22 protein-coding genes are annotated in these 24,504 nt (G+C 67.2%); 18 read left to right on the top strand and 4 right to left on the bottom strand.

What is annotated here, in order from left to right; translation table 11 throughout:
* Nucleotides 1-10 precede the first annotated feature (10 nt).
* Nucleotides 11-1,255 carry a porin gene (locus tag CLU95_RS20070; RefSeq protein ID WP_099795221.1) on the bottom strand — a complete coding sequence of 415 codons (1,245 nt, stop codon included), beginning with the start codon at nucleotides 1,253-1,255 and terminating at the stop codon, nucleotides 11-13.
* A 281-nt stretch (nucleotides 1,256-1,536) separates the two neighbouring features.
* On the opposite strand from CLU95_RS20070, the gene coq7 reads away from it, so the two are divergent.
* Complete coding sequence (gene coq7, locus CLU95_RS20065) at nucleotides 1,537-2,166, top strand: 2-polyprenyl-3-methyl-6-methoxy-1,4-benzoquinone monooxygenase (RefSeq protein ID WP_099797400.1); 630 nt, start codon at nucleotides 1,537-1,539, stop codon at nucleotides 2,164-2,166.
* 25 nt (nucleotides 2,167-2,191) lie between these two features.
* Here the strand turns inward: coq7 and CLU95_RS20060 are convergent, their stop codons facing one another.
* Nucleotides 2,192-2,641: an OsmC family protein gene (locus tag CLU95_RS20060; protein ID WP_062472691.1), complete on the bottom strand. Its 450-nt coding sequence runs from the start codon at nucleotides 2,639-2,641 to the stop codon at nucleotides 2,192-2,194.
* Nucleotides 2,642-2,913: 272 nt separating this feature from the next.
* Between CLU95_RS20060 and CLU95_RS20055 the strand changes: the two genes are divergently transcribed.
* Nucleotides 2,914-4,203, top strand: a complete 1,290-nt coding sequence (locus CLU95_RS20055) for a porin (RefSeq protein ID WP_257214815.1) — start codon at nucleotides 2,914-2,916, stop codon at nucleotides 4,201-4,203.
* A 95-nt stretch (nucleotides 4,204-4,298) separates the two neighbouring features.
* Here the strand turns inward: CLU95_RS20055 and CLU95_RS20050 are convergent, their stop codons facing one another.
* Nucleotides 4,299-5,429, bottom strand: coding sequence for a hypothetical protein (locus CLU95_RS20050; RefSeq protein WP_099795219.1), 1,131 nt, complete (start codon nucleotides 5,427-5,429; stop codon nucleotides 4,299-4,301).
* A gap of 73 nt (nucleotides 5,430-5,502) precedes the next feature.
* On the opposite strand from CLU95_RS20050, the gene ilvA reads away from it, so the two are divergent.
* The gene (gene ilvA / locus CLU95_RS20045) at nucleotides 5,503-7,068 is read left to right on the top strand and encodes a threonine ammonia-lyase, biosynthetic (RefSeq protein ID WP_373669324.1); all 1,566 of its coding nucleotides are present in this window, start codon (nucleotides 5,503-5,505) and stop codon (nucleotides 7,066-7,068) included.
* 39 nt (nucleotides 7,069-7,107) lie between these two features.
* On the opposite strand, the gene CLU95_RS20040 is transcribed toward ilvA, so the two are convergent.
* Nucleotides 7,108-7,746 (bottom strand): type II secretion system protein N, encoded by a 639-nt coding sequence (locus tag CLU95_RS20040; protein ID WP_099795217.1) that lies wholly within the window; start codon nucleotides 7,744-7,746, stop codon nucleotides 7,108-7,110.
* A gap of 50 nt (nucleotides 7,747-7,796) precedes the next feature.
* Between CLU95_RS20040 and gspG the strand changes: the two genes are divergently transcribed.
* From gspG to CLU95_RS19970, 15 genes are all read left to right on the top strand, one after another.
* Nucleotides 7,797-8,237 (top strand): type II secretion system major pseudopilin GspG, encoded by a 441-nt coding sequence (gene gspG / locus CLU95_RS20035; protein ID WP_056573020.1) that lies wholly within the window; start codon nucleotides 7,797-7,799, stop codon nucleotides 8,235-8,237.
* Nucleotides 8,212-8,718 carry a prepilin-type N-terminal cleavage/methylation domain-containing protein gene (locus CLU95_RS20030; RefSeq protein ID WP_099795216.1) on the top strand — a complete coding sequence of 169 codons (507 nt, stop codon included), beginning with the start codon at nucleotides 8,212-8,214 and terminating at the stop codon, nucleotides 8,716-8,718. The genes gspG and CLU95_RS20030 overlap by 26 nt, the downstream gene beginning before the upstream one ends.
* Nucleotides 8,715-9,095 carry a type II secretion system minor pseudopilin GspI gene (gspI, locus tag CLU95_RS20025; RefSeq protein ID WP_099795215.1) on the top strand — a complete coding sequence of 127 codons (381 nt, stop codon included), beginning with the start codon at nucleotides 8,715-8,717 and terminating at the stop codon, nucleotides 9,093-9,095. Before CLU95_RS20030 ends, gspI begins: the two co-directional genes overlap by 4 nt.
* Complete coding sequence (locus CLU95_RS20020) at nucleotides 9,095-9,784, top strand: PulJ/GspJ family protein (RefSeq protein ID WP_099795214.1); 690 nt, start codon at nucleotides 9,095-9,097, stop codon at nucleotides 9,782-9,784. Before gspI ends, CLU95_RS20020 begins: the two co-directional genes overlap by 1 nt.
* On the top strand, nucleotides 9,781-10,815 hold the full coding sequence (gene gspK / locus CLU95_RS20015) for a type II secretion system minor pseudopilin GspK (RefSeq protein WP_099795213.1): 1,035 nt from the start codon (nucleotides 9,781-9,783) through the stop codon (nucleotides 10,813-10,815). Before CLU95_RS20020 ends, gspK begins: the two co-directional genes overlap by 4 nt.
* A gap of 129 nt (nucleotides 10,816-10,944) precedes the next feature.
* The gene (gspL, locus tag CLU95_RS20010; RefSeq protein WP_099795212.1) at nucleotides 10,945-12,156 is read left to right on the top strand and encodes a type II secretion system protein GspL; all 1,212 of its coding nucleotides are present in this window, start codon (nucleotides 10,945-10,947) and stop codon (nucleotides 12,154-12,156) included.
* Nucleotides 12,153-12,704 (top strand): type II secretion system protein GspM, encoded by a 552-nt coding sequence (gene gspM / locus CLU95_RS20005; protein ID WP_099795211.1) that lies wholly within the window; start codon nucleotides 12,153-12,155, stop codon nucleotides 12,702-12,704. The genes gspL and gspM overlap by 4 nt, the downstream gene beginning before the upstream one ends.
* 23 nt (nucleotides 12,705-12,727) lie before the next feature.
* Entirely contained in the window at nucleotides 12,728-13,531 is an 804-nt protein-coding gene (gspN, locus tag CLU95_RS20000; RefSeq protein ID WP_099795210.1) for a type II secretion system protein N, read from the top strand.
* 7 nt (nucleotides 13,532-13,538) lie between these two features.
* Nucleotides 13,539-15,875, top strand: coding sequence for a type II secretion system secretin GspD (gene gspD / locus CLU95_RS19995; protein ID WP_099795209.1), 2,337 nt, complete (start codon nucleotides 13,539-13,541; stop codon nucleotides 15,873-15,875).
* A 31-nt stretch (nucleotides 15,876-15,906) separates the two neighbouring features.
* Entirely contained in the window at nucleotides 15,907-17,298 is a 1,392-nt protein-coding gene (locus CLU95_RS19990) for a GspE/PulE family protein (protein WP_099795208.1), read from the top strand.
* A 9-nt stretch (nucleotides 17,299-17,307) separates the two neighbouring features.
* Nucleotides 17,308-18,549, top strand: coding sequence for a type II secretion system inner membrane protein GspF (gene gspF / locus CLU95_RS19985; RefSeq protein ID WP_099795207.1), 1,242 nt, complete (start codon nucleotides 17,308-17,310; stop codon nucleotides 18,547-18,549).
* A gap of 22 nt (nucleotides 18,550-18,571) precedes the next feature.
* Nucleotides 18,572-19,471 carry a 5'-nucleotidase gene (locus CLU95_RS19980; protein ID WP_099795206.1) on the top strand — a complete coding sequence of 300 codons (900 nt, stop codon included), beginning with the start codon at nucleotides 18,572-18,574 and terminating at the stop codon, nucleotides 19,469-19,471.
* Between the two features lie 696 nt (nucleotides 19,472-20,167).
* Complete coding sequence (locus CLU95_RS19975; protein WP_257214678.1) at nucleotides 20,168-22,006, top strand: LamG domain-containing protein; 1,839 nt, start codon at nucleotides 20,168-20,170, stop codon at nucleotides 22,004-22,006.
* A gap of 50 nt (nucleotides 22,007-22,056) precedes the next feature.
* Nucleotides 22,057-22,233 carry a hypothetical protein gene (locus tag CLU95_RS30940; protein WP_180288492.1) on the top strand — a complete coding sequence of 59 codons (177 nt, stop codon included), beginning with the start codon at nucleotides 22,057-22,059 and terminating at the stop codon, nucleotides 22,231-22,233.
* 32 nt (nucleotides 22,234-22,265) lie between these two features.
* Nucleotides 22,266-24,503, top strand: coding sequence for a phosphocholine-specific phospholipase C (locus tag CLU95_RS19970; protein ID WP_099797399.1), 2,238 nt, complete (start codon nucleotides 22,266-22,268; stop codon nucleotides 24,501-24,503).
* The last annotated feature ends 1 nt before the right edge of the window (nucleotide 24,504 follow it).

The raw sequence follows: 24,504 nt of genomic DNA, 5'->3' as shown, positions 1-24,504 counted from the left end.
CAGCATCAAATTAGAAAGCGTGACGGATACCGAAGTCGTAGCCGGTCGAGGTCTTCGGGGTGAAGCCACCCGTGGTCACGAAAGCCGGGCCGCCGACGGTCAGCGATGCGCCGTTCTTGTTGCTCACGCGAGCAACGGTAGCGTACAGAGCCGTGCGCTTCGACAGGTTGTGCACGTAGCCGATAGCCAGCTTGTTGGCCTTCGGGTCAGCCAGACGCGGCTGGAACAGCACGTCAGGCTGGTTCAGGTCGTACTTGACGCTCGAGTACGAAGCGCGGATCAGGCCAGCACCGACCGGCACGGTCACGCCGAGCAGGTAACCGGTCAGGTCCGTGTCAGCACGGCCGCCAGCGAACGGGGTGACTTCGTAGTCACGCTTGTTCTTGGCGCGCGACAGTTCACCGAACAGCTTCACGGGACCGAAGTCGTACGAAGCGCCCAGGTTCAGCGTGTTGACCTTGTCGGTCGTGCCAGGGTAGTAGTTGTCACCCACGGTGCTGCTGCCGTAAGCCAGAGCCACGTCCAGGGGGCCGTTGGCGTAGCCGAAGCGGCCGCCGACGTAACGACCTTGACGCTGGCTGTTAGCCACGTCAGGCGTTGCCACGCCAGGGCTGTACTTGGTCTTCTCAGCGAAGCCGTACATCACTTGACCGTAGAAACCACCCAGGTTCGGCGGCAGGAAGTAGCCGATGGTGTTGCTGGCGCGAACGTAGTTGCTCGTGCCGACGTTGGTGAACGCGCCGGTCGAAGCTGCGGGGGTACCGAAGCCACCGAAGCCGTTGTTGGCCGTCGAGATCAGGTTGGTGCCAACGCCGTTGGTGCCGAACGGATCGAACACGGTGTCGTTCCAGAACGTCGGGGTGTAGTCACGACCCAGGCGGATTTCACCGAAACCACCCGACAGGCTCACGGTCGAACGACGTGCGAACGTAGCAACACCTTGCTGGCCGTCGTCGTTGGTGATCGGAGCTTCGAGCCAGAAGCTGGCTGCCAGGCCACCACCGAGGTCTTCCGTACCACGGAAGCCCAGACGGCTGGAGTTGTAGCCCGAGTTAGCCAGTTCGCGACGGCTTGCCTTGACGCTGCCCTTGTTCAGGTAGAACGGGTTCAGGAACGTGGCGCCGTTCAGGTCACGCGAGGTGGACGAGTAGCCGCTGATCGACGCGTCGACCACACCAAACAGCGTGACGGACGACTGAGCCGAGGCAACACCGGCGACAGCCAGGGCAGCCAGAGCAACTAGAGATTTTTTCATTGCAAGTTTCTCCAAGGTTAAACATAGGGCTCCGGTGCGAAGGGCTCACCGTGACTGGCACTTAGTGCTCCCACCGGACCCCGGGCCAACCTCCTTTTGGGAAGTTGATGCTATTGCACCAGAGCCACTGCAACAGGGCAAAACAAATCGCCCTAAATCATGGAAGCCCCGCGTGTTTCGTTGCAGTCGTGCAACAAAGGACTTAGGCTGGTTGTTTTTCCATGATGTGAAACAAAATGTGGCTGCCTTGCATCGCCAGGCAGGTGGGGTCAAATAGGCTCATGACTACCTTGCTCGACCCTGCCCTGACGGCCGCCGATGCCGCTTTGCGTACGCTTTTTGCCCGATCTCACGCCACTCGGGCGCTTCCCCCCGCGATCCAGCCGCAAGGTGAATTGAGCGAAGCGGAACGCCGTGAAGCTGGAGCCTTGATGCGGGTGAACCATGTCGGCGAAGTGTGTGCACAGGCGCTGTACACCGCCCAGGCTGCCGTGACGCGCGACACGGCGTTGCGCGCCCATTTCCTGGAAGCCGCGCATGAGGAAACCGATCACCTGGCTTGGACGCAGCAACGGATGGACGACCTAGGCGCCCGCCCGTCCATCCTGAACCCGCTCTGGTATGCCGGCGCCTTCGGACTCGGCCTGATTGCCGGACGCCTGGGGGATCCTGTAAGTCTTGGCTTCGTCGCGGAAACCGAACGCCAAGTGGAAGCGCACCTCGAAAGTCACCTGGACCGCCTGCCGCCAACCGATCACGCCTCCCGCGCCGTGGTTGAACAGATGAAGATCGACGAAGCCCGCCACGCCGCGCAAGCCGTGGACGCCGGCGCGGTAGAGCTGCCGGCACCGGCCAAGGCCCTAATGCGCTTGGCAGCACGGGTCATGACAACCGTCGCGCACCGAATCTAGGCTTCGAGCGCCGCCACGCAACGCTTCAGGTCTCGATCAGGTCGAAGCTGGTGGTGATTTCCGCCGTCTTCGCCAACATGATGCTGGCCGAGCAATAGGTTTCATGGCTCAGCGCGATCGCCCGCTCCACGGCGGTGGCCGGAATTCCCTTGCCCGCCACGGTGAAATGCATGTGGATCTTTGTGAAGACCTTGGGGTCCTTTTCCGCGCGCTCGCTGGTCAGCTTGACGCTGCAGCGCTCGACGCGATGGCGCCCCCGCTTCAATATGAGCACCACGTCATAGGCCGTGCAGCCCCCCGTGCCGGCAAGCACGGTTTCCATCGGCCGCGCGGCCAGGTTCTGCCCGCCGTTCTCAGGCTTGGCTGCATCCGGGGCGCCGTCCATCATCAGGACGTGGCCGCTGCCGGTCTCGGCCACGAAGCCCATGGCCGATCGGGTGCCTGCGTCACCGGTCCAACTTACTGTGCATTCCATGGTGTTTCAGCTCCAATTGGGATGAATTGGTGCGCAAAAGTGCACGCCAACATCGATTTGTGTGTGGGAAAAGCGTCGCCTGCTTGTTGCATCGCAACAAAGGGTGGGTATACTCTATTTCATTGCTGCGCACTTCATGGTGTGCACCCAGTTGTCTCCTCCACCCTTCCAATTGGTGGATTTAGCCCCGAGTTGCAAAACTCGGGGCTTTTTTCTTTGTGCGTCGCGATGGCGGCGCCACTCTAGCCGCCCCTCTTGAAAGGGCAGCTGCTCTGGCTGCCCTGGCTGTCGCCGGTGTTGCCTCGGCTCAGTCGTCCGTCACTCTGTTCGGTGTGGTTGACGCATCGATCAGCAGCTACTCGTCCACCTCGCGTGACCTGAACAACGGCGTCACGTACGACAAGCTGGGCCTCCCGGTCTACAACCCGTTCTACGTGAACCGCGGCAGCGTCAAGGTCAGCCGCCGCGAACTGGCCAACTCGGCCTACAACTCCAGCCGTCTGGGCTTCCGTGGCACGGAAGACCTGGGTGGCGGCCTGGCAGCCAGCTTCTGGCTTGAAGCCCCGATCACCAATGATGACGGCGCAACCGGCGTGTCGACGTTCGCTCGTCGCTCGACCGTGAGCCTGTCGGGTGGTTTCGGCGAAGTCCGCCTGGGCCGTGACTACACCCCGTCGTTCTGGAACGACACCGTGTTCGATCCGTTCGGCGCCAACGGTGTGGGCACCAACCTGATCTCGACGGCCGGCGGCTTCAACACCACCGGTGGTTCGGGCGGCTTTGGCGGCAACCCGAACTACGCTCGTGCCAGCAACACCATCGGCTACTTCCTGCCCCCTAACCTGGGCGGCTTCTACGGCCAAGTGCAGTATGGTTTCCACGAACGGAACAAGTACGACAACGGCAACTTCACGCCCAAGGCTGGTACCGCTTTTGTTCTGAATCCGAAGACTGGCGTGGTCGAAAAGACTGACGTTGCCGCGGCCAAGAGTCGCACGGGCCGTTACATCGGCGGTCGCTTCGGCTACGCCAATGGCCCCCTGGACGTTGCACTGGCGTATGGCAGCAGCACCTCCGGCGACGATTTCTACGCTGGCACGACCGACTCTGTCAGGACGCTGAACTTAGGCGCTTCGTACGACTTCGGTCCCGTCAAGCTGTTCGGTGAAGTGTCGCGCGTCAAGAGCAAGGTCGACTACGAAGTCACCCCGTTCGCTGGCGGTACTGCTGACACCGACCTGACCGGTTACCTGCTCGGCGTGACCGTGCCGGTCGGTGCTGGCCTGATCCGCGCTTCTTACTCGAGCGTCAAGTACGACCTGAACGCTGTTCAGTCGCCGTTCTCGTACGCTCCGGTCGCTGCCGATCCGAAAGCCAACAAGCTGGCTATCGGCTACGTGCACAACCTGTCGAAGCGCACGGCTCTGTACGCTACCGTTGCTCGCGTGAGCAACAAGAACGGTGCAGCTCTGACTGTCGCCGGCCCGGCTTTCGTGACCACGGGTGGCTTCACCCCGAAGAACTCGACCGGCTACGACTTCGGCATCCGCCACACCTTCTGATCGACTACGGCTCGATTCTCATGCTGGCCCTTGCCAGTTTGAATCAAGAGACCCTCAAGCCGCCCGGCTCAAGCCGGGCGGCTTTTTGTCCGTCTTCAACTCACCCGGCCACGCCTGCTCTGCAGCAGCCCCACATTCATTTCTCCGCTCAGTACCGATGCGTAGAAACGCTCGACCATGTTGACGCTCGTGCGTGCATTGCGCGCCAAGGTCAGCATGTCGATGCCTTGCCCATACAGCAGCCGCAACGTGATGGCGGTATGGCGCAAGCAATACAGCGTCCTCGATTGACCCAGCGGCCCTTTTTCGAGCCCCGTCTTTTCGAGCACCCAGTGAAAGAAGAAATTGAGAACCGCCAGCGCGTGCTCGCGGTTCTTCAGGTGCGGCATGAAGATGTAGTCTTCCGCCCCGCCAAAACCATGCGCCTCGCGGTGGGCGCGCAAGCATTCATAGACACGAACAGCAGGCCGCAGACTCACGATGGGCTGGCTGTGCCGCTTGGTCTCGGGCAAGTTCATCCGCAGGTAGACGTGCTTGCCGCGCACAACCTCGATGTGTTTGTGCTTCATGAGCTTGATGTCGCTGGGACGCACGAAGGTGTTGACCATCCAGCGAATCAGCCATGGCAGCTCGTCGGGCATGACGAGCAGTTCGCGTGCGATCCAGAAGCGCTCTCCGGCCGTCAACCGATCAAGCACCGGATGCGATCGACCACGCAACTTGCGCGCGGCCGCAATCAACGCGCGGTACTCCGCCACGCTGAAGCTGCCTCGCGGCTGGCTGCGCACCTTGATCTTTGGAAACACGGGCGCTTCGCGCAACGCGCCGGTGAGCACACCGTGCGTTGCGACCTTGCGCAACAGCACGAGGTACTGCGCGATCGTCGTGCTGGTGAAGCCTTGTTCGCCGAGGTGATCGATCAAACGCTGCACATCGGTTGTCGCGAACACGTTCGCGGGCACATCACCCAGCAAAGGAACGATGTGCGCACGCAATCTGTTGCCCATGACTTGCCATGTGGGCCGTCCGATTTCGCCGCGTTGCACGCGTGCGGCCTCGGCTTTCATCAGCCCTTTCGAAAGGTCGCTGACAGAAACTGATAACAAATTCTGCTCAACAGTTATCGAATTAGCGGGCGTATGAATCGCGGGAAAGGTGCGCGCAAAAAAACCGGAATCATTTGCAGCTGGAGCCTTGCGGAATAGGTTTATGACATTTGTGTCCATGCCATTCCCCGCATGCAATACCGATGCCTCTTATGATTGATGGTTAGCAAATGAAAACTCCCTGGAAAAGATCTTGCGCAATGCACCCGTTACCGCGGCTTTAACGCCCGCCGACTATCTCAGAAAAATCCTCAATGCGCGGGTCTACGACGTGGCCGTCGAGTCCGCTCTGGAGAAGGCGCGCGCGCTCAGCGAGCGACTAGGCAATACCGTATTGCTCAAGCGCGAGGATCAGCAACCCGTCTTCAGTTTCAAACTGCGCGGTGCCTATAACAAGATGGCGCACCTCAGCAAAGCGCAATTGGCGAGCGGTGTGATTTGCGCGTCGGCCGGCAATCACGCGCAAGGCGTTGCGCTCGGCGCGCGCAAGCTCGGCGCGCGCGCGGTGGTCGTGATGCCCGTGACCACACCGCAATTGAAGATCGATGCGGTGCGCGGTTTCGGCGGCGAGATCGTGTTGCACGGCGACAGCTATTCCGATGCCTACCTGCACGCGCTCGAATTGCAGGCACAACAGAACCTGACCTTCGTTCATCCGTTCGACGATCCCGACGTCATCGCAGGCCAGGGCACCATCGCGATGGAAATCCTGCGCCAGCACCAGGGCCCGCTCGATGCGGTGTTCGTGGCGATCGGCGGCGGCGGCCTCATCTCCGGCGTGGCCAACTACATCAAGGCCGTGCGGCCTGAGATCAAGGTGATCGGCGTTCAGATGAACGACTCCGACGCGATGATGCAATCGGTCGCCGCGCACCAGCGCGTGAACCTCCCTGACGTCGGCCTGTTCTCCGATGGCACGGCCGTCAAGCTCGTCGGCGAGGAAACCTTCCGCATCGCGCAGAACCTGGTCGACAGCTACATCTCGGTCGACACCGATGCCGTGTGCGCGGCCATCAAGGATGTGTTCGTCGACACGCGCAGCATCGTCGAGCCGGCCGGCGCGCTGGCCGTGGCGGCCATCAAGCAGTACGCCGCCGAGCACGGCCGCAAGGGCGAGACCTACGCGGCGATCCTGTGCGGCGCGAACATGAACTTCGACCGGCTGCGCTTCGTGGCCGAACGGGCCGAGGTCGGCGAGGAGCGCGAAGCGCTGTTCGCTGTGACCATCCCCGAAGAGCGCGGCAGCTTCCGTCGCTTTTGCGAACTCATCAGCGAGCTGCCTGCCGGCGGTGCGCCGCGCAACGTGACCGAGTTCAACTACCGCATCAGCGACGCGGCCAAGGCCCACGTGTTCGTCGGTCTCACGACCTCGGCGCGCGGCGAGTCGGCCACCATCGCGAAGGTCTTCATCGCGCACGGATTCGACGCGCTCGACCTCACGCACGATGAACTTGCCAAGGAGCATCTGCGCCATCTGGTGGGCGGCCGCACGGGGCTGGCGCACGACGAGCGCCTGCTGCGCTTCGTGTTCCCCGAGCGTCCCGGTGCGCTGCTCAAGTTCCTGAGCCTGATGCGGCCGAACTGGAACATCAGCCTGTTCCACTACCGCAACCAGGGTGCCGACTACGGGCGCATCCTCGTGGGCCTGCAGGTGCCGGCCGAAGAGTCGGCGGCCTTCGACAGCTTCCTCGAAACGCTGGGCTACCCCTGCGTCGAGGAAACGGCCAACCCGGCCTACCGCCTGTTCCTACAGGCCTGAGCGAAAGAAGAAGAGGAAAAGAGAAAGAGACCGCTGCGCTTACTGCGCAGGGGTCTGCGCCTGCGGCGGCGGCTCCATCGCAGCGCCCGCCGTGGCGGCAGGTTGCAATTGCTGCTGCTGCTGCGGCGGCATCACCACCGCCGGCATCGTGGCCGGCAACAGCCCGGCCGGCGCAGGTGACTGCATCGTGGGCAGACCGGCAGGTGGCGTCGGAAGTCCCATGCTCAGCGGCGCACGCACCGGCAGTTGCAGCGTGAACGCCGCCGGCCCGTCGCGCTGGGCACCGAGCGTCGCCGCGCGCACGCCCACCGACTGCAGCACATAGCTCTCACCGACCTTCGAGCCCACGCGGAACGGCCGCGGCGGCTTGCCGTCGATCGAGATCAGCGCCGCGCCCTGGTTCGACGGGTCCGCCACCACGCCCGACAGCGCGAAGCGGCTCGCGGCCTCCGGCGCCACGGGAGCGTTCGACGTCACCGTGACCACGCCCAGCAACCGGGCCACCGCCTCGGCATCGGCCGCGACCGGCGCGCGTGGCATCGTGGCCGCTGCTGCCACGGCATCGGCCGGTGACGCCAGCCTCAGCGCCCAGAACACCGCGGCGCCTGCGGCCAACGCCCAAAGCCCCGTCGTTGCAAGTGGGGCATGCCAGCGGGCTGCGGAGTAAGGACTTGTCATGGCCGCGGATTATCATGCAGCGCGCTTACTGCCTCATGTCCCCGCAAGCTATGAACAAACTCCTTCGTTCCGTCTCCCGCACCGCACAACGCGGCTTCACGCTGATCGAACTCATGGTGGTGCTTGTCATCATCGGCGTGCTCGCGGCCCTGATCGTGCCGAACGTGATCGAGCGCGCCGACGACGCCCGCGTCACCGCCGCCCGCACCGACATCAACAACCTGATGCAGGCGCTCAAGCTCTACCGCCTCGACAACCAGCGCTACCCGACCGCCGAGCAGGGCCTGCAGTCGCTGCTGACCCGCCCCACCGCGGGCCCGGCCGCGCCCAACTGGAAGCCCTACGTCGAGAAGCTGCCCAACGATCCCTGGGGCCATCCGTACCAGTACATGAACCCGGGCATCAAGGGCGAAATCGACGTGCTCTCCTTCGGCGCCGACGGACAAAGCGGCGGCGAGGGCAAGAATGCCGACATCGGCAGCTGGCAGTAAGCGCATCGCCCTCGGCCGCGTGGTGCTGCCAACGCCTCGCGCGGTGCGCGGCTTCACATTGCTGGAGCTGATCGTGGTGATCGCGATCATCGCCATCGCGACCGCCGGCGTCAGCTTCGCGATGCGCGACAGCAACGCCGCCGCGCTCGACCGCGAGGCCGACCGCCTCGCCGCCCTGCTCGAATCGGCCCGCGCCCAGTCGCGCGCCAGCGGCGTCATGGTGCGCTGGCGCCTCGTCGAAGGCGGCGGCTTCGTCTTCGACGGCCTGCCGGCCGACGCCCTGCCCACCGGCTGGACCCACGCCGGCATCACGGCCCAGCCCCTGCTGGGCGGCGGCACGCCGGTGACGGCGCTGCAGCTCGGGCCCGACCCCATCATTCCGGCGCAGCAGGTCATGCTGCACAGCGAAGGCCCGCCCGCGCGCATGCTGCGCGTCGCGACCGACGGGCTGCGGCCCTTCACCGTGTTCGCCGTGCCATGAGACCACGGCTGCGGCGCACCGCACGCCACCGCGGCTTCACGCTGATCGAGGTGCTGATCGCGCTGGGCATCGTCGCGCTCGCGCTTGCGGCCGGCTCGCAGGCCACGATGTCGCTCACGCGCAATGCGCAGCGCCAGTCCGACCTCGTGCTGGCCGGCCTGTGCGCCGAAAACGAACTCGCCAAGGCGCGCCTGTCGCGGCAGATGCCGGCCATCGGCGACTCGGGCTCGATCTGCCTGCAGGCCGGCCTCACCTTCCTCGTGACGACCACGACCGTGCCCACGCTCAACCCGAACTTCCGGCGCGTCGACGTGCAGGTGCGCGACGAAGGCAGCGCGCCGCTGCTGCGCGTCTCGACCGTGGTGGGGCGCGTCTGATGGTGCACATCCGCAAGCCCTCGCGCGCGCGCGGCTTCACGCTGATCGAGCTGCTGGTCGCCATCGCCGTGATGGCGCTGCTCGCACTCGTGAGCTGGCGCGGCCTGGACAGCATGTCGCGCGCCACCACGCAGAACCAGCTGCGCGCCGACGCGGTGCTCACGCTGCAGGCCACGCTCGCGCAATGGAGCGCCGACCTCGACGCCATCACCCTGCTCGCGCAGACCCGCCCGATCGACTGGGACGGCCGCGTGCTGCGCATGACGCGCCGCGGCAGCGACACCAGCACGCCGACCGTGCAGGTCGTCGCCTGGACGCTGCGCCCCGGCGCCGACGGCACGCGCTGGCGGCGCTGGCAGTCGGCGCCTTTCTCGACGCGTGGCGAATGGGTGCAGGCCTGGAACCTCGCGGCTGCCTGGGCACAGGACGGCGCCGCGCCCACCGGCGGCGCTACCGATGTCGCGCTGATGCCGGTCAACAGCTGGCAACTCGCGTACTTCCGCAACAACGCCTGGGTGCCGGCGGAGCCGTTGCCCGTCGCGGCAGCGAACCCGTCCAACCCGGCCGGTGCGCTCATCGCCATGCCCGACGGCGTGCGGCTGGTGCTGACACTGCCGCCCGGCGACGGGCTCTCGGGCACGCTCACGCGCGACTGGGTCCGGCCGACGCTGGGAGGGCCGCGCTCATGACCGCACCACGCAGCCATCGCACGGCAAGCGCACGCCGCCAGTCCGGCGCCGCGCTGCTCGCCGCCATGCTGACCGTGATGCTGGTCGCCACCTTTTCCGCCGCCGCGCTCTGGCAGCAGTGGCGCTCCGCCGAAGTCGAAGGCGCCGAGCGCGCGCGCGTGCAGGCGGCCTGGGTGCTGATCGGCGCGCTCGACTGGTCGCGCCTGATCCTCGGCGAAGACGGCCGCGCCGGCGGCCCCGACCACCTCGGCGAGCCGTGGGCCGTGCCGCTCGAAGAAGCCCGCCTCACGAGCTTTCTTTCGGCCGAAAAGAACGTGGCGAGCGACAACCTCGAAGGCCTGCCCGACGCGTTCCTGTCAGGCCGCATCGTCGACGCGCAGTCCAAGCTCAACGTGCTGTCGCTGGTGGACGCCGGCAAGCCGGTGCCCGCGAGCGTGGCCACCTTCACGCGGCTCTTCAACCTGCTCGGCCTGCCGGCCGGCGAGCTCGGCCAGATGACCACGCGGCTCGCGAGCGCGCTGCACACCGGCAGCACCGACGCTGCCTCAGGCGGTAGTGGCGGTGGCAGCAGCGATGCCAGCGCCGACACAGGCGCCGCCCCGCTGATGCCGCAGGAAGTCGCGCAACTGGTGTGGCTCGGCCTCTCGCCCGCCACCGCCGCCGCGCTCGAGCCCTACGTGACGATCCTGCCGGAGCGCACCACGCTCAACCTCAACACGGCCAGCGCCGAGGCCATCAGCGCGAGCGTCGAATCGCTGGGCATCGCTAGCGCGCGCCAGCTGGTGGAGCGGCGCACCCGATCCTTCTTCAAGAACATCGAGGAAGCCAACGCCGGCCTGCCCAGCGGCGGCTCGCGTTTCAACGCGGCCCAGCACGGCGTGGGCACGCAGTATTTCGAGGTGTACGGCCGGCTGCGGCTCGATCGCACCTGGGTCGAAGAACATTCGCTGCTCTTTCGCAAGGGCCTGGCGGTGACCACTGTCTGGCGCACCCGTGGCGCGGGCGCGACCACGCCTCCGGCAAAACCCTGAGTCCCGTTAACTTTTGTCCACTCAAAACACCGTCAAACGCACGTAGTCTCTGCAAGGTATGCTATTCAAACAATAGCAACAACTTGTAAGCCACCCCCTACAATCTCCGGCTTTTCCGACACCCCCTACATGACCCCGCTGCTGCTCATTGCTCCCCTCCCTCCGGCCGATGCCGCGGGTGAGTACGACTGGGCCCAGACCGGTGAGGACGGCATCGCCCTGCGCGACCAGGGCCGTGCGCTGCTGGCACTGCTGCCGTCGGGCCCCGAGGTCACGCTCGGCATTCCGTCCGCAGCGCTTTCGTGGCACCGCGTCACCTTGCCCAAGGGCAGCATGGGCAGCACCTCGAAGCTGCGCGCCGTGCTCGACGGCCTGCTCGAAGAGCACCTGCTCGACGAACCGGAAACCCTGCACTTCGCGCTCGCCCCCGACGCCAAGGCCGGCGAGCCGGTGTGGGTCGCGGCCTGCAACCGCATCTGGCTGCGCAGCGTCGTGCAAGGGCTCGAAGCGGCCGGCCGGCGCGTCGTGCGCATCGTTCCCGAATTCACGCCGCAGCCGGCCGATGCGCCGCCGCTGCTGCAGATCACCGGCGAGGCCGAGGCGCCGCAGCTCACGGTCTGCGACGGCGACGGCGTGGTCTCGCTGCCGCTGGCCGGTGCGGGCCTGGCCCTGTCGAACAGCCTGCCGCTCGACACCGCCGTGATCAGCACCGAACCCGCCGTCGCCGAAGCGGCCGAGCATCTGCTGGAGCGCCGTGTGCCGATCGTGCAGGCGCCGCAGCGCTGGCTGCATGCCACGCGCACGCCCTGGGAGCTCGCGCAGTTCGACCTCGCCGTGACGGGCCGCGCGCGCGCCGGCAAGAAGTTCGCGTCGGTGTTGCAGACGCTGCGCTTCGCGCCCGAATGGCGCGCCGCGCGCTGGGGCATCGTGGTGCTGCTGCTGACCCAACTCATCGGCCTGAACGCCTGGGCCTGGAAGGAGCGCAACGCGCTCGAGTCCAAGCGCCAGGCCACGCGCGCCATCCTGACGCAGACCTTCCCCTCGGTGAAGATCGTGGTCGACGCGCCGCTGCAGATGGGCCGCGAGGTCGCCGCGCTGCAACAGGCCGTGGGCGACGTGGCACCGAGCGATTTCGAACCCATGGTCGGCGCCATCGCTGCCGCCCTGCCGCCCGGCCGCTCCCCGAGCGCGATCGATTTCAGCGCCGGCCAGCTGCGCCTGCGCGGCCTCGGGCTGCAGCCGCAGGAGGTCACGCAGATCACCAGCGTGCTGTCGCCGCGCGGCTACCAGGTGCGCACCGAGGGCGATCTGCTGCTGGTGCAGGCCGAGGCCAACCGATGAACTTCAGCGAACAACTCAAGGCCCGCTGGGCCGTCCTCGGGATGCGCGAGCGCCGCCTCGTCATCGGCGCTGTCGCGCTGGTGGCACTGGCCTTGCTCTGGTGGATTGCGCTCGCCCCCGCGCTGCGCACGCTGGCCGCGGCACCGGCCGAACACGCACGGCTCGACGCCCAGCTCCAGCAGATGGCCACCTTGCAGAACCGCGCGAAGGCGCTGCAGTCGCAACCGCGCCTGGCGCGCGACGACGCACTGCGCGCACTCGAAAGCTCGGTGCGCGACGGCCTCGGCGTCACGAACGCCCAGCTCATGACGGCCGGCGGCGACGGCGGCGCCACCGTCACGCTGCGCGGTGCGCCGGCCCAAAGCCTGGCGCAATGGCTCACACAGGCGCGCGGCAATGCCCACGCCGTGCCGCGCGAAGTGCACCTCACGCGCGCGCCCGTCGCACCGCCGCCGCCGGGCGCCAAGCCTGCGCCGGCCACGCCCGACCAACCTCCGCAACCCCGCTGGGACGGCACGCTCGTGATGGCGCTGCCCGCCCCGCGCTGAAGCACCCCCACGCAACGCACGGCATGGCGAGACGCTCTCCGGTCCCCGACCTCCAGCCGCGCCGCGGCAGCTGGCGCTGGGCCGTGCTCGGCGCCGTCACCGGCATGCTGGTCGCGGTCGTGCTGTTCGCACCGGCACGCTGGCTGGCCTCGGCGCTCTCGGGCTGGACGCAAGGCCGCCTGCTGCTGGTCAACCCGCGCGGCACGGTCTGGAACGGCACCGCCGCCGTCGTATTCGCCAGCGGCGCCGGCGGCGCACAGGCCGTCTCGCTGCCCGGCCTGCTGAACTGGCGCATGTGGCCGAACTGGCGCGGCCTCTCGGCGCGCCTCGATCTGTCCTGCTGCGCGGCGCAGCCGCTGGGCCTGCAAGCCAGCCCGCGCGCCGACGGCCTGCAGCTCACATGGCAGGACGCCCGTTCGCGCTGGCCCGCCACGCTGCTCACCGGCCTGGGCGCGCCCTGGAACACCCTCAAGCTCGAAGGCGCGCTCGACCTCAATACGCGCGCCTTCGCCATGCAGTGGGACGGCCCCGCCTTGCGCATCGAAGGCCAGGCCACGCTCGACGCCACCGATGTGTCATCCGCCCTGTCGACCCTGCGGCCGATGGGCAGCTACCGGCTCTCGCTCGAAGGCGGCACGCGGCCCACGCTGCTGCTGAGCACGCGCGAAGGCAGCCTCGAACTGAACGGCAGCGGCAGCTGGAGCGGCACCGCGTTGCGCTTCAACGGCGAAGCCAGCGCGGCACCGGGCCGCGAAGACGCACTTTCCAATTTGTTGAACATCATCGGGCGGCGCGACGGTGCGCGCTCGATCATCACCCTGGGTTGATCCGACCATGAAGAAGCCTCTGTCCTCGTCCGGCGCCCGCCCCGGCCTCATCGCGCTCGCGGTACGCCTGCTGATCGCGGCGTCGTTCGTGCCAGTGTTGCCGGCCGCCTACGCACAGACCGGCGACGCCCCGCGGCGCGGCGAACCGATCACGCTCAACTTTGCGGCCGCCGACATCGAGGCCGTGGCCCGCACCATGGCCGTGGTCACCGGGCGCGACGTGGTGGTCGATCCGCGCGTGAAGGGCACCATGAACCTCGTTACCGACCGCCCGCTGGCGCCGGCCGCCGCGTTCAACCAGTTTGCCGCCGCACTGCGCCTGCAGGGCTTCGCGGTGGTCGAGGCCGATGGCCTCTACAAGGTGGTGCCCGAGGCCGACGCCAAGCTGCAGACCAGCACCGTCAACACCTCCATCAGCGGCGCCAGCTCGGCCGCAGGCAACCAGATCGTCACGCAGATCTTTCGCCTGAACTACGAGTCGGCCAACAGCCTGCTGCCGGTGCTGCGCCCGCTGATTCCGCCGAACAACACCATCAACGTGAACCCGGGCAACAACTCGCTCGTGATCACCGACTACGCCGACAACATGCGCCGGCTGGCACGCATCATCGCGTCGCTCGACGTGCCCAATGCGTCCGACATCGAGGTCATCCAGCTCAAGCATTCGGTGGCCTCCGACATGGTGCCGCTGGTCACGCGGCTGGTCGACGGCGGCGGTGCGAACGCGCCGGGTGCCGCTGCGCCGGGCGGGGCCGACGCGTCGTTCCGCACCACGCTGATGGCCGACCCGCGCAGCAACTCGCTGATTCTTCGCGCCGCCAACCCGGCGCGCGCGCAGCTCGTGCGCACGCTGGTCGAGAAGCTCGACCGCGCACCGGCCGAAACCAGCAACGGCGCGGCCGGCAACATCTACGTGGTCTACCTGAAGAACGCCGACGCGGTGCGCCTCGCGGCCACGCTGCGCGCCGCCATGGCCGCGAGCCAGCAGCAGTCGCAGGTGCCGGGTGCGCCCGGGGCCGCGGGCAGCGCGGGTTCGTCGGTGCCGCCGGCCAGCATGCCGATGACGCAGGCCGGCTTCGGCGGCAACAACACCCAGGGCGGCGGTTCGGCCGCGGCCAACGCGCCGCTGAACAACGCCAACCAGCCGTCCACCGGCGGCCAGATCCAGGCCGACCCGAGCACCAACTCGCTCATCATCACCGCGCCCGAGCCGCAGTACCGCCAGATGCGCGCCGTGATCGACAAGCTCGACGGCCGCCGCGCGCAGGTGATGATCGAAGCGCTCATCGTCGAGGTCAGCGCCAAGAAGGCCGCCAACTTCGGCGTGCAGTGGCAGAGCGCGCTGGGCAACAACGCCGTCATCGGCACCAACTCCAGCCTGGCCAGCGCCAACATTCTGGCGCTGACGCAGGCGCTGGCCACGCGCGACGTGGCCAACATCCGGCCTTCCACCGGCCTGAACCTGGGCATCGCCGGCAAGATCGGCGGCCAGTACATCCTGGGCGCCATCGCCAACTTCTTCAACAGCGACGGCGACGCCAACGTGCTCTCTACGCCCAACCTGCTGACGCTGGACAATGAAGAAGCCAAGATCGTCATCGGCCAGAACGTGCCTTTCGTGACCGGCCAGTACGCCAGCACCTCGGGCTCTGTGGGCATCAACCCGTTCACCACGGTGGAGCGCAAGGACGTGGGCCTCACCTTGCGCGTGCGCCCGACCATCAACGAGAACGGCACCGTGAAGATGACGATCTTCCAGGAGACCTCCACGGTCGACCAGAACACCGTGAAAGACCCCAACGGCCCGACCACCAACAAGCGCTCCATCGAGTCGAGCGTGCTGGTCGAAGACGGTGGCCTCGTGATGCTCGGCGGCCTGCTGTCGGACAACTACGGCAACACCGTCGAGAAGGTGCCGCTGGCCGGCGACATTCCCGTGCTCGGCAACCTGTTCAAGAACGAGGTGCGCACGCGCGACAAGAGCAACCTCATGATGTTCCTGCGCCCCGCCGTGATGCGCGACGGTGCCTCCACCGAAGCCTTCGCCTACGACCGCTACGACGAGATCCGCGGCATGCAGCAGCGTACGCAGCCCAACACCGACAACATCATGCTGCGCGGTGTCGACTCGGCGCCCGTGCTGCCCGAGGCGCCGCTGGTGCGCATCAACCGCATCAACGGCAACAACGACGACAGCAAGAAGAGCGGCCAGACCCGCATGGAAGGCACGCAGCTCATCCCGCCGCCGCGCCCCGCCACCGACAACCGCCGGCTCGCGCCCAGCCCGCTGCGCGGCGCACTGCCGCCCACCTCCGACCCGACCAGCTCGCGCGAGTCGCCCTGAACCCCGCCCCAAAGCAAGCCACGCCCCGCCCATGCGCTATCCCCTGCCCTACGCGTTCGCACGCAGCCAGCAACTGCTGCTCGAAGCCACGGACGACGGCCGCCACACGCTGTGGATGTCTGCCCACCCGGCGCGCAGCGCGGTCGGTGAAGTGACCCGCAAGTACGGCGTGCAGGCCTTCGAGGTGCTCGACGCCGGCCCGCTCGCCCAGCGCATCAGCGCCGCCTACGCCCAGGGCGAATCGAGCGCCGCCGCGGTGGTCAGCGAAGTGCAGAACGACGCCGACCTCTCGCGCATGATGCAGGAGCTGCCGGCGGTCGAAGACCTGCTGGCCAGCGCCGGCGACGCGCCCATCATCCGCATGCTGAACGCGCTGCTCACGCAGGCCGCACGCGACGGCGCCAGCGACATCCACATCGAGCCCTACGAGCGCACGTCGTCCGTGCGCTTTCGCATCGACGGCACCTTGCGCGAGGTGGTGCAGCCCAACCGCGCGCTGCACGCCGCGCTGATCTCGCGCCTGAAGATCATGGCCGACCTCGACATCTCCGAGAAGCGGCTGCCGCAGGACGGGCGCATCAGCCTGCGCATCGGCACGCGCGCGGTCGACGTGCGGGTGTCGACGCTGCCCAGCGCGCACGGCGAACGCGCCGTGCTGCGTCTGCTGGACAAGAGCGAATCGAAGCTCACGCTCGAATCGGTCGGCATGCAGGGCGACTCGCTGGCGCGCTTCGAAAAGCTCATTGCGCAGCCGCACGGCATCATCCTCGTGACCGGCCCCACGGGCTCGGGCAAGACCACCACGCTGTACGCCGCGCTGGCCCGGCTCGACGCGAGCCGCAGCAACATCATGACGGTGGAAGACCCCATCGAGTACGAACTGCCGGGCGTGGGCCAGACGCAGATCAACGCGAAGATCGAACTCACCTTCGCCAAGGCCTTGCGCGCCATCCTGCGGCAAGACCCCGACGTGATCATGATCGGCGAAATCCGCGACTTCGAAACCGCGCAGATCGCCATCCAGGCCTCGCTCACCGGTCACCTCGTGCTGGCCACGCTGCACACCAACGATTCGGTGAGCGCCGTCACGCGCCTGACCGACATGGGCGTGGAGCCCTTCCTCCTGAGCTCGTCGCTGCTCGGCGTGCTGGCCCAGCGCCTCGTGCGCAAGGTCTGCACGGCCTGCGGCGGCCCGGGCTGCGAGGTCTGCGGCCAGACTGGCTACCAGGGCCGCACCGGCATCTTCGAACTGCTGGTGGCCGACGACGAAGTGCAGGCGCTCATCCACGGCAAGGCCGCCGAGAGCGCGCTGTTCGAAGCCGGCGCACGCGGTGGTCTGCGCTCCATGCGCGAAGACGGCGAACGGCTGGTGCAGGCCGGCATCACCTCGCGCGCCGAACTCGTGCGCGTCACCCGCGAGTAACGACCCGCGATGCCCGCCTATTCCTTCGAAGCCATCGATGCCAGCGGCCAGTCGCGCGAAGGCGTGCTCGAGGCCGACACCGCGCGCGCCGCACGCGGCCTGCTGCGGGCGCAGGCGCTCATTCCGCTGTCGGTCAAACCGGTCGGCAGCGGCGATGCGGCTGGCGGCGGCGCCGGCAGCAACGCGCTCACGCGCTGGCTCGGCGGTGGCAAGCGGGTCTTCAACTCGACCAACCTCGCCGTGTGGACGCGCCAGCTCGCCGGCCTCATCTCGGCCGGCCTGCCGCTGGAACGCGCGCTCACGGCGCTCACCGACGAAGCCGAATCGGAACCGCAACGCAACCTCGTCGCCTCGCTGCGCGCCGAAGTCAACGCGGGCTCGCCCTTCGCGCGCGCGCTGTCGGCGCACCCGCGCGAGTTCTCGCCCATCTACACCGCCGTGATCGGCGCCGGCGAGCAAAGCGGCAACCTCGGGCTCGTGCTCGAACGCCTCGCCGACGACCTCGAAGAGCGCCAGGTGCTGCAGCAGAAGCTGATCGGCGCCGCGCTGTACCCGGCCATCGTCACGCTGGTGGCGATCGTGATCGTGATCTTCCTCGTGAGCTACGTGGTGCCGCAGGTGGCCCAGGTGTTCGCCGGCACCAAGCGCTCGCTGCCTTTTCTCACCACCGTGATGCTGTCGCTGAGCGCGGCCGTGCGCAACTACGGCTGGTGGATGCTGGGCGCCATCGTGATCGCGGCGGTCGGCGTGCGCGTCGCGCTGGCGCAGGAAGCCTTCCGCCTCAAGTTCGATGCCGCCTGGCTCAAGCTGCCGCTGGTCGGAAAGCTCGCGCGCGGCTACAACGCGGCGCGTTTCGCGAGCACGCTCGCCATGCTCGCCACAGCCGGTGTGCCCATCCTGCGCGCGCTGCAGGCGGCCTCCGAAACGCTGGGCAACCGCGCCATGCGCGCCGACGCGCTCGACGCGCTGGTGCTGGTGCGCGAAGGTGCGCCGCTGGCCTCCGCGCTGGCGCAGAAAAAACGCTTCCCGGGGCTGGTGTCGATGTTCGCGCGACTGGGCGAACAGACCGGCACGCTGCCCGTGATGCTGCAACGCGCTGCCAACCAGCTCGGCGCCGAAGTGCAGCGCCGCGCGATGCACCTGGCCACCATCCTCGAGCCGCTGCTTATCGTCGCCATGGGCGGCGTGGTCATGCTCATCGTGCTGGCCGTGATGCTTCCCATCATTCAGCTGAACCAGTTCGTCAAGTGACGACGAACGGGGAGCCCCTCACATGCCCGTAACGCTCGAAGACAAACTCGTGGTCGCGATCTCCTCGCGCGCCCTGTTCAACCTCGAAGAAGAAAACAAGATCTTCGAGGCCGGCGACAACGAGGGCTACATGAAGCTGCAGCTCGACCGCATCGACGAACCGGCCGCCCCCGGCATCGCGTCGTCGCTGATCCGCAAGCTGCTGCGCTTCAACGAAGACGGCGTGCAGCGCGTCGAGGTGGTCATTCTTTCGCGCAACGACCCGGTGTCGGGCATGCGCATCTTCAAGTCGAGCGCCGCAGCTGACATCAAGCTGCAGCGCGGCGTGTTCACGCAGGGCCGCCCGCCCTTCGGCTATTTGCGCCCGCTGCGCGCACACCTGTTCCTGTCGGTCAACGCGCAGGACGTGCGCGAGGCACTCGCCGCGGGCTTTCCGGCCGCGCGCGTGCTGGTCGAATCGGTGAAGGCCAGCGATGCATGGCCCAACGAAGTGCGCATCGCCTTCGACGGCGACGCCGTGCTCTTCAGCGACGAAGCCGAGCGCGTGTTCCAGGCCGAGGGCCTCGACGCCTTCCAGGCGCACGAACTCAGCAAGGCCGACCTGCCCCTGCCCGAAGGCCCGTTCAAGCCGCTGCTGATGGCATTGCATCGGCTGCAGATGGCCGGCAATGCGCAGATGCGCATCCGCACCGCACTGGTCACGGCGCGCAGCGCACCGGCGCACGAGCGCGCGATCCGCACGCTCATGAAGTGGAACATCCGCGTCGATGAAGCGATGTTCCTCGGCGGCCTGCCCAAGGGCGAGTTCCTGCGCGAGTTCGAGCCCGACTTCTTCTTCGACGACCAAACGGGTCACGTCGACGCGGCCTCGCGGCATGTGCCTGCAGGGCATGTGTCTAGCGGTATCAGCAACGAGTCCTGAGCGCTTTCTAGTGCGTTGTTCAGGGCGCGATCACGCCGACGGGGCACCTTGCTCCGCGAATGTCCTCCGGCCTGCGGCCGCCCCCTTAATTTCGCTGCGCAAGGCACCCCATCGACGTGATCGATAGGCAGTGCCGTCGTTGATCGGCCGCAAGCGCAGAGCGTGCCCAGGTGCGCAGGGCACTGGGTGCTCCCCGCAGCGAAATCAAGGAGGAGGGGCGAAGCCCCGGGGGACATTCGCGGAGGGGAATACCCGGTGTCCTGTGCACACGCCACCGTCCTTCTCTCGCAACCTCAGAGACCAGCGCGTTGTCACACGCGTTTCGTCCCACTGTCATCGCTCGTTCACTGCCGAGTAACGGGTTCTCCCTAGTCTTGTCGCCTGTCCGGTGCGCAGTGCCTTCGTGGCACTTTTTTTTCGCGCCGGCGTTTCACCTCCTTCGACAGACAACAAGAACCGAACGGCTTTTCCGATGCGTCCGACTCCTTCCACGCACGCCGCGCCTCTCACGCGCTGGCTGTTGCCCCTTGCGATTTCCGCCGCGCTCGCGGCCTGCGGCGGTGGAGGCGGCGGTGGCGTTGCCTTTCCGCCGATCAGTGGCGGCACACCGACGCCCCCCCCGCCACCACGCCCAACGAAGGCAAGAGCGGCCCGAAGGCGCTGATCGTCGAAATCGACGGGCTCACGCATGCCGCATTGCGCGAAGCCATCGCGCAGAAGAAAGTGCCGGCTGCGCTGCAATCGCTGCAGCTCGCGCCCGCATGGACCGGCGGCACCGATGGCGCGCTCAGCGAGCAGCCCGTCACCGACGGCCCCGGCTGGGCCACGCTGCTGACCGGCACCTGGGTGCCGCGCCACGCGGTGCGCGCCGACACCGTGGACCAACGCATCGACGCCAAGCTCGCGCCCTCCGTCTTCGCCTTCGCGAAGCAGAAGAAAGACGCGGGCTACCTGACCGCATCGGTCACCGCCAACACGCTGTATCCGAATCTGCTGCTCGCGGAAACCGGCACGCTCGACACCGCCGTCGATTGCGCCGGTGCCGATGCCTGCGTGACCGCCAACACCACACGGCTCATCGGCGCGGGCTACGACCTGCTGGTCGCGCAGTACAGCGCACCTGCTGCCGCAGCCTCCAACGGCCTGCGCAGCGACAGCTACCAGCGCGCCGTCTCCGACACCGCTGCCGCTGTCGGCCAGCTGCTCGCGCGCATCGCGCAACGCACGGCCAACGATGCGAAGGAAGACTGGCTCGTGATCCTCACGACCGGCCACGGCCTCGATGCCTTCGGCGGTGTCACGTCTCTGAAAGACATCGACAACAAGACCGTCTTCATCGCCAGCAACAAGACCTTGCCCGCGCTGCCCGCCGTCGGCGCCGCCTCGCCGGCCGACGACAACGCACTGCGCCAGTCGGCGGCCGCGACCGACATCGCGCCCACGGTGCTGCGCCACCTCGGCGCACTGCCCGCGACCGCGGCGTACAACTTCAACGGCCAGGCCCTGCAAGCCACCACCGCCGTGCAGCAGCTTGCAGCCCGCACCAGCGCCGACCGCAGCAGCATCGAGCTCTCGTGGACGCTCGCAGGCGACCTCGGCGGCCCCGTGCAGGTGCTGCGCGACGGCAAGCCGATCGCCACGCTGCCGGCTGGCGCCACGCGCTACACCGACCCCGTCAAGGCCGCGGCCGATGGCCTCTACGCGTTCCAGTACACGGTCGCCGCGGGCGGCGCCAGCGTCTCGCTCGCCGCGCAGATCGCCTATGTGAAGGTCGGCCTGATCAATCTCTTCCCGCTCGACGCGCTGCCGGCCCTCGACGTCAATGCGACGGCGACGCTCGCGCCCATCACCGCGGATGCCGACGGCGGCTCGCTCGTGGCCGACGACAACTTCCAGCCGCCCTACCGCGCGCAAGCGCTGCGCGTGGACAGCCGCATCAAGAACGCCGTCGGCAAGGCCGGCTATCTGCTGCAGCAGAGCCGCGACGTGACCACTGCACCGAAAGTGACCGCCTTCACCCTCGGCTTCTGGCTGCGCACCGACGCCACCTGCAGCCAGGGCGTCAACAACGGCGGGTCGGTCATCGCCAACAAGAACTACGACACCGGCAACAACGCAGGCCTGGCGATCGGCCTGTTCGGAAATTGCGAGCTGCGCTTCAACACCGGCACCGGCAGCGGACGCGGCGAGATCAGGGGCAGGCACTTCCTGAGCGCGGGCCGCTGGGCCTACATCGCGATGGTCATCGACAAGGCCGGCAAGAACATGAACGGCTATGTGTTCGACCCCGTGAAGGGCACGCAGACCGGCAGCGTCGCGCTCTCGAATGCACTGGTCGCCGCGCTCGGCGGCCTGGGCAAGGGCATCGCCCTTAATGAAGACGCCACCGGCTTGTACTACCAGCGCGCATCCGCCGACTCGCCGCGCGGCGCGATGGACTTCAACGACTTCGCGATCTGGAACCGCGCGCTCACCGCCGAAGAGCTCGCGGCCATCTACACGTCGGGCCAGCCGTTGTCGGCACTCGCCCCTTGATTGCTCCGATCACCCCGATCTCCACGACATCACAAAGAACGGATCACCCCATGCTGCTTCAAGCTTCCCTCCCCACGCGGCTGCTGGCCGCCTTCCTCCTGGCTTGCACGCTGTCCGCCTGCGGCGGCAGTGACAACAACGGCGGTGGCTTCCCGCCCATCATCACGCCGCCCCCGCAGCCCCAACCCGAAACCGGCGTGAAGCCCGAAATGCGCTGCGCCCCGTGACGCGCGACTTCATGAACAGCCACGACAAGACCATGAATTCACGCCGCAAATTCCTCACGGGCACTGCCACCACCGGCGCTGCCGCCCTCGCACTCTCGGCTTTCCCGCCGAGCATCCGCCGCGCACTGGCCATTCCCGCCAACAACAAGACCGGCACCATCAAGGACGTCGAGCACATCGTCATCCTGATGCAGGAGAACCGTTCGTTCGACCACTACTTCGGCACGCTGATGGGCGTGCGTGGTTTTGGCGATCGCTTCACCATTCCGCTGCCCAAGGGGCGCAACGTCTGGCAGCAAGCCGACGAGACGGGCACGCCTGTACTGCCCTACCACCTGGACCAGACCAAGGGCAACGCGCTGCGCGCGGGTCAGACGCCGCACGACTGGTCCGATGGCCAGGACGCCTGGGACGGCGGTCGCAACTATCAGTGGCCGCGCTACAAGCACCCGCTTTCCATGGGCTACTACAAGGAAGCGGAGTTGCCTTATCAAACGGCGCTGGCCAACGCCTTCACCCTGTGCGACGGCTACCACTGCAGCATGCACGCGGGCACCAACTCGAACCGCATGTTTCTCTGGACCGGCACCAACGGCCCCACCGGCGCCGGCGTGGCCACGGTCACCAACGAATGGGACGACCGGCGCCCTCCCGCTTCGACCAGCGGCTATGAGTGGAAGACCTACCCCGAACGCCTGGAAGCGGCAACGCCCAAGGTCAGCTGGATCGTGTATGAAAACATACCCGACAACTACGGCGACAACCCGCTCACCGGCTTCAAGCAGTACCGCCTGGCCAACGAGGCAGCGAAGGCAAAGCAGATCACCAACCAGAATCCGGTGCCGATCTACGATCCAGCCAGCGACGACGTCGGCAACCCGTTGTACAAGGGCATCGCCAACACCATGCCTGGCACCAAGGTGGACGAGTACCTGAACACCTTCCGCAATGACGTGAAGAACGGCAAGCTGCCGGCGGTGTCCTGGGTCGTGGCACCCGATGCTTACTCCGAACATCCGGGGCCCTCCAGCCCGGTGCTGGGCGCCTGGTACATCCAGGAAGTGCTGGATGCGCTCACCGCCGTGCCCGAGGTGTGGAGCAAGACCGTGCTGTTCATCAATTTCGATGAGAACGACGGCATCTTCGACCACTACCCGTCGCCGGCTGCACCTTCCATCAATCCGGACGGCACCGCCGCCGGCAAGACCACGCTGAGCGAAGCCGATCTGGCCTTCGAGTACCACAACTACCCTGCACCGCCCGGCACCACCGGCCAGAACAAGTACCCACCGGATGGCAAGGTCTTCGGACCGGGCAAGCGTGTTCCCATGTACGTGGTCTCGCCATGGAGCCGTGGTGGCTGGGTGAATTCGCAAGCCTTCGATCACACGTCGGTGCTGCGCTTCATCGAGGCGCGATTCGGTGTGGCGGAACCCAACATCAGCCCGTTCCGCCGCGCGGTATGCGGCGACCTGACCAGCGCTTTCAATTTCGCCAACCCGAACAACGAGCCGCGGCCACAACTGGCGGGACGCAAGAGCCTGGACGAAGCCGTTGCGCAGAACAAATCGCAAGAGTTCGAGGCGGATGGAAAGACCCTGCGAGCGGCAGTCCCCTTGCCGGTCGATCCCCAACTGCCGGTTCAAGCCACCGGCACGCGCCCCTCGCGCGCCCTGCCCTACGAGTTGCATGTGAGCGCGCGCAACGACGCGATCAGCGGCAAGGTCCGGCTCGTGTTCGCCAACACGGGCAAGGCCGCGGCCGTGTTCCACGTGTACGACAAGCTCAACCTGGAACGCCTGCCGCGCCGCTACATGGTCGAGGCCGGCAAGACGCTGGACGACACCTGGAACGCGATGGTCGACAACACGGGCTTCTACGACCTGTGGGTGCTCGGCCCGAACGGCTTCCATCGCCACTTCCGCGGCGACCTGAACAGCCTGCGCGCGGGCGACGCACCCAACCCCGAAGTGCGCGTGTGCTACGACATCGCCAACGGCAACGTCTACCTGCAGATGCTCAACGGCGGCCGCAACGCCTGCAAGTTCACCATCCGCCCCAAGGCCTACCGCACCGACGGTCCGTGGACCGCGACCGTGGCCGGCGGCACCTCGACGGAACAACACTGGGAGCTGGCCGCCAGCGGCGCCTGGTACGACTTCGAAGTGATCTGCGATGCCGACACCAGCTACTACCGGCGCTTCGCGGGTCGCGTGGAAACCGGCCGGCATTCGGTGAGCGACCCGGCCATGGGCACGGCCCGCGCCTGAG

It is taken from the genome of Variovorax sp. 54, assembly GCF_002754375.1.
GTDB lineage: Bacteria > Pseudomonadota > Gammaproteobacteria > Burkholderiales > Burkholderiaceae_C > Variovorax.
The sequence above is the reverse complement of the archived record's forward strand: the minus strand, read 5'-3'. Positions and strand labels throughout refer to the sequence as shown.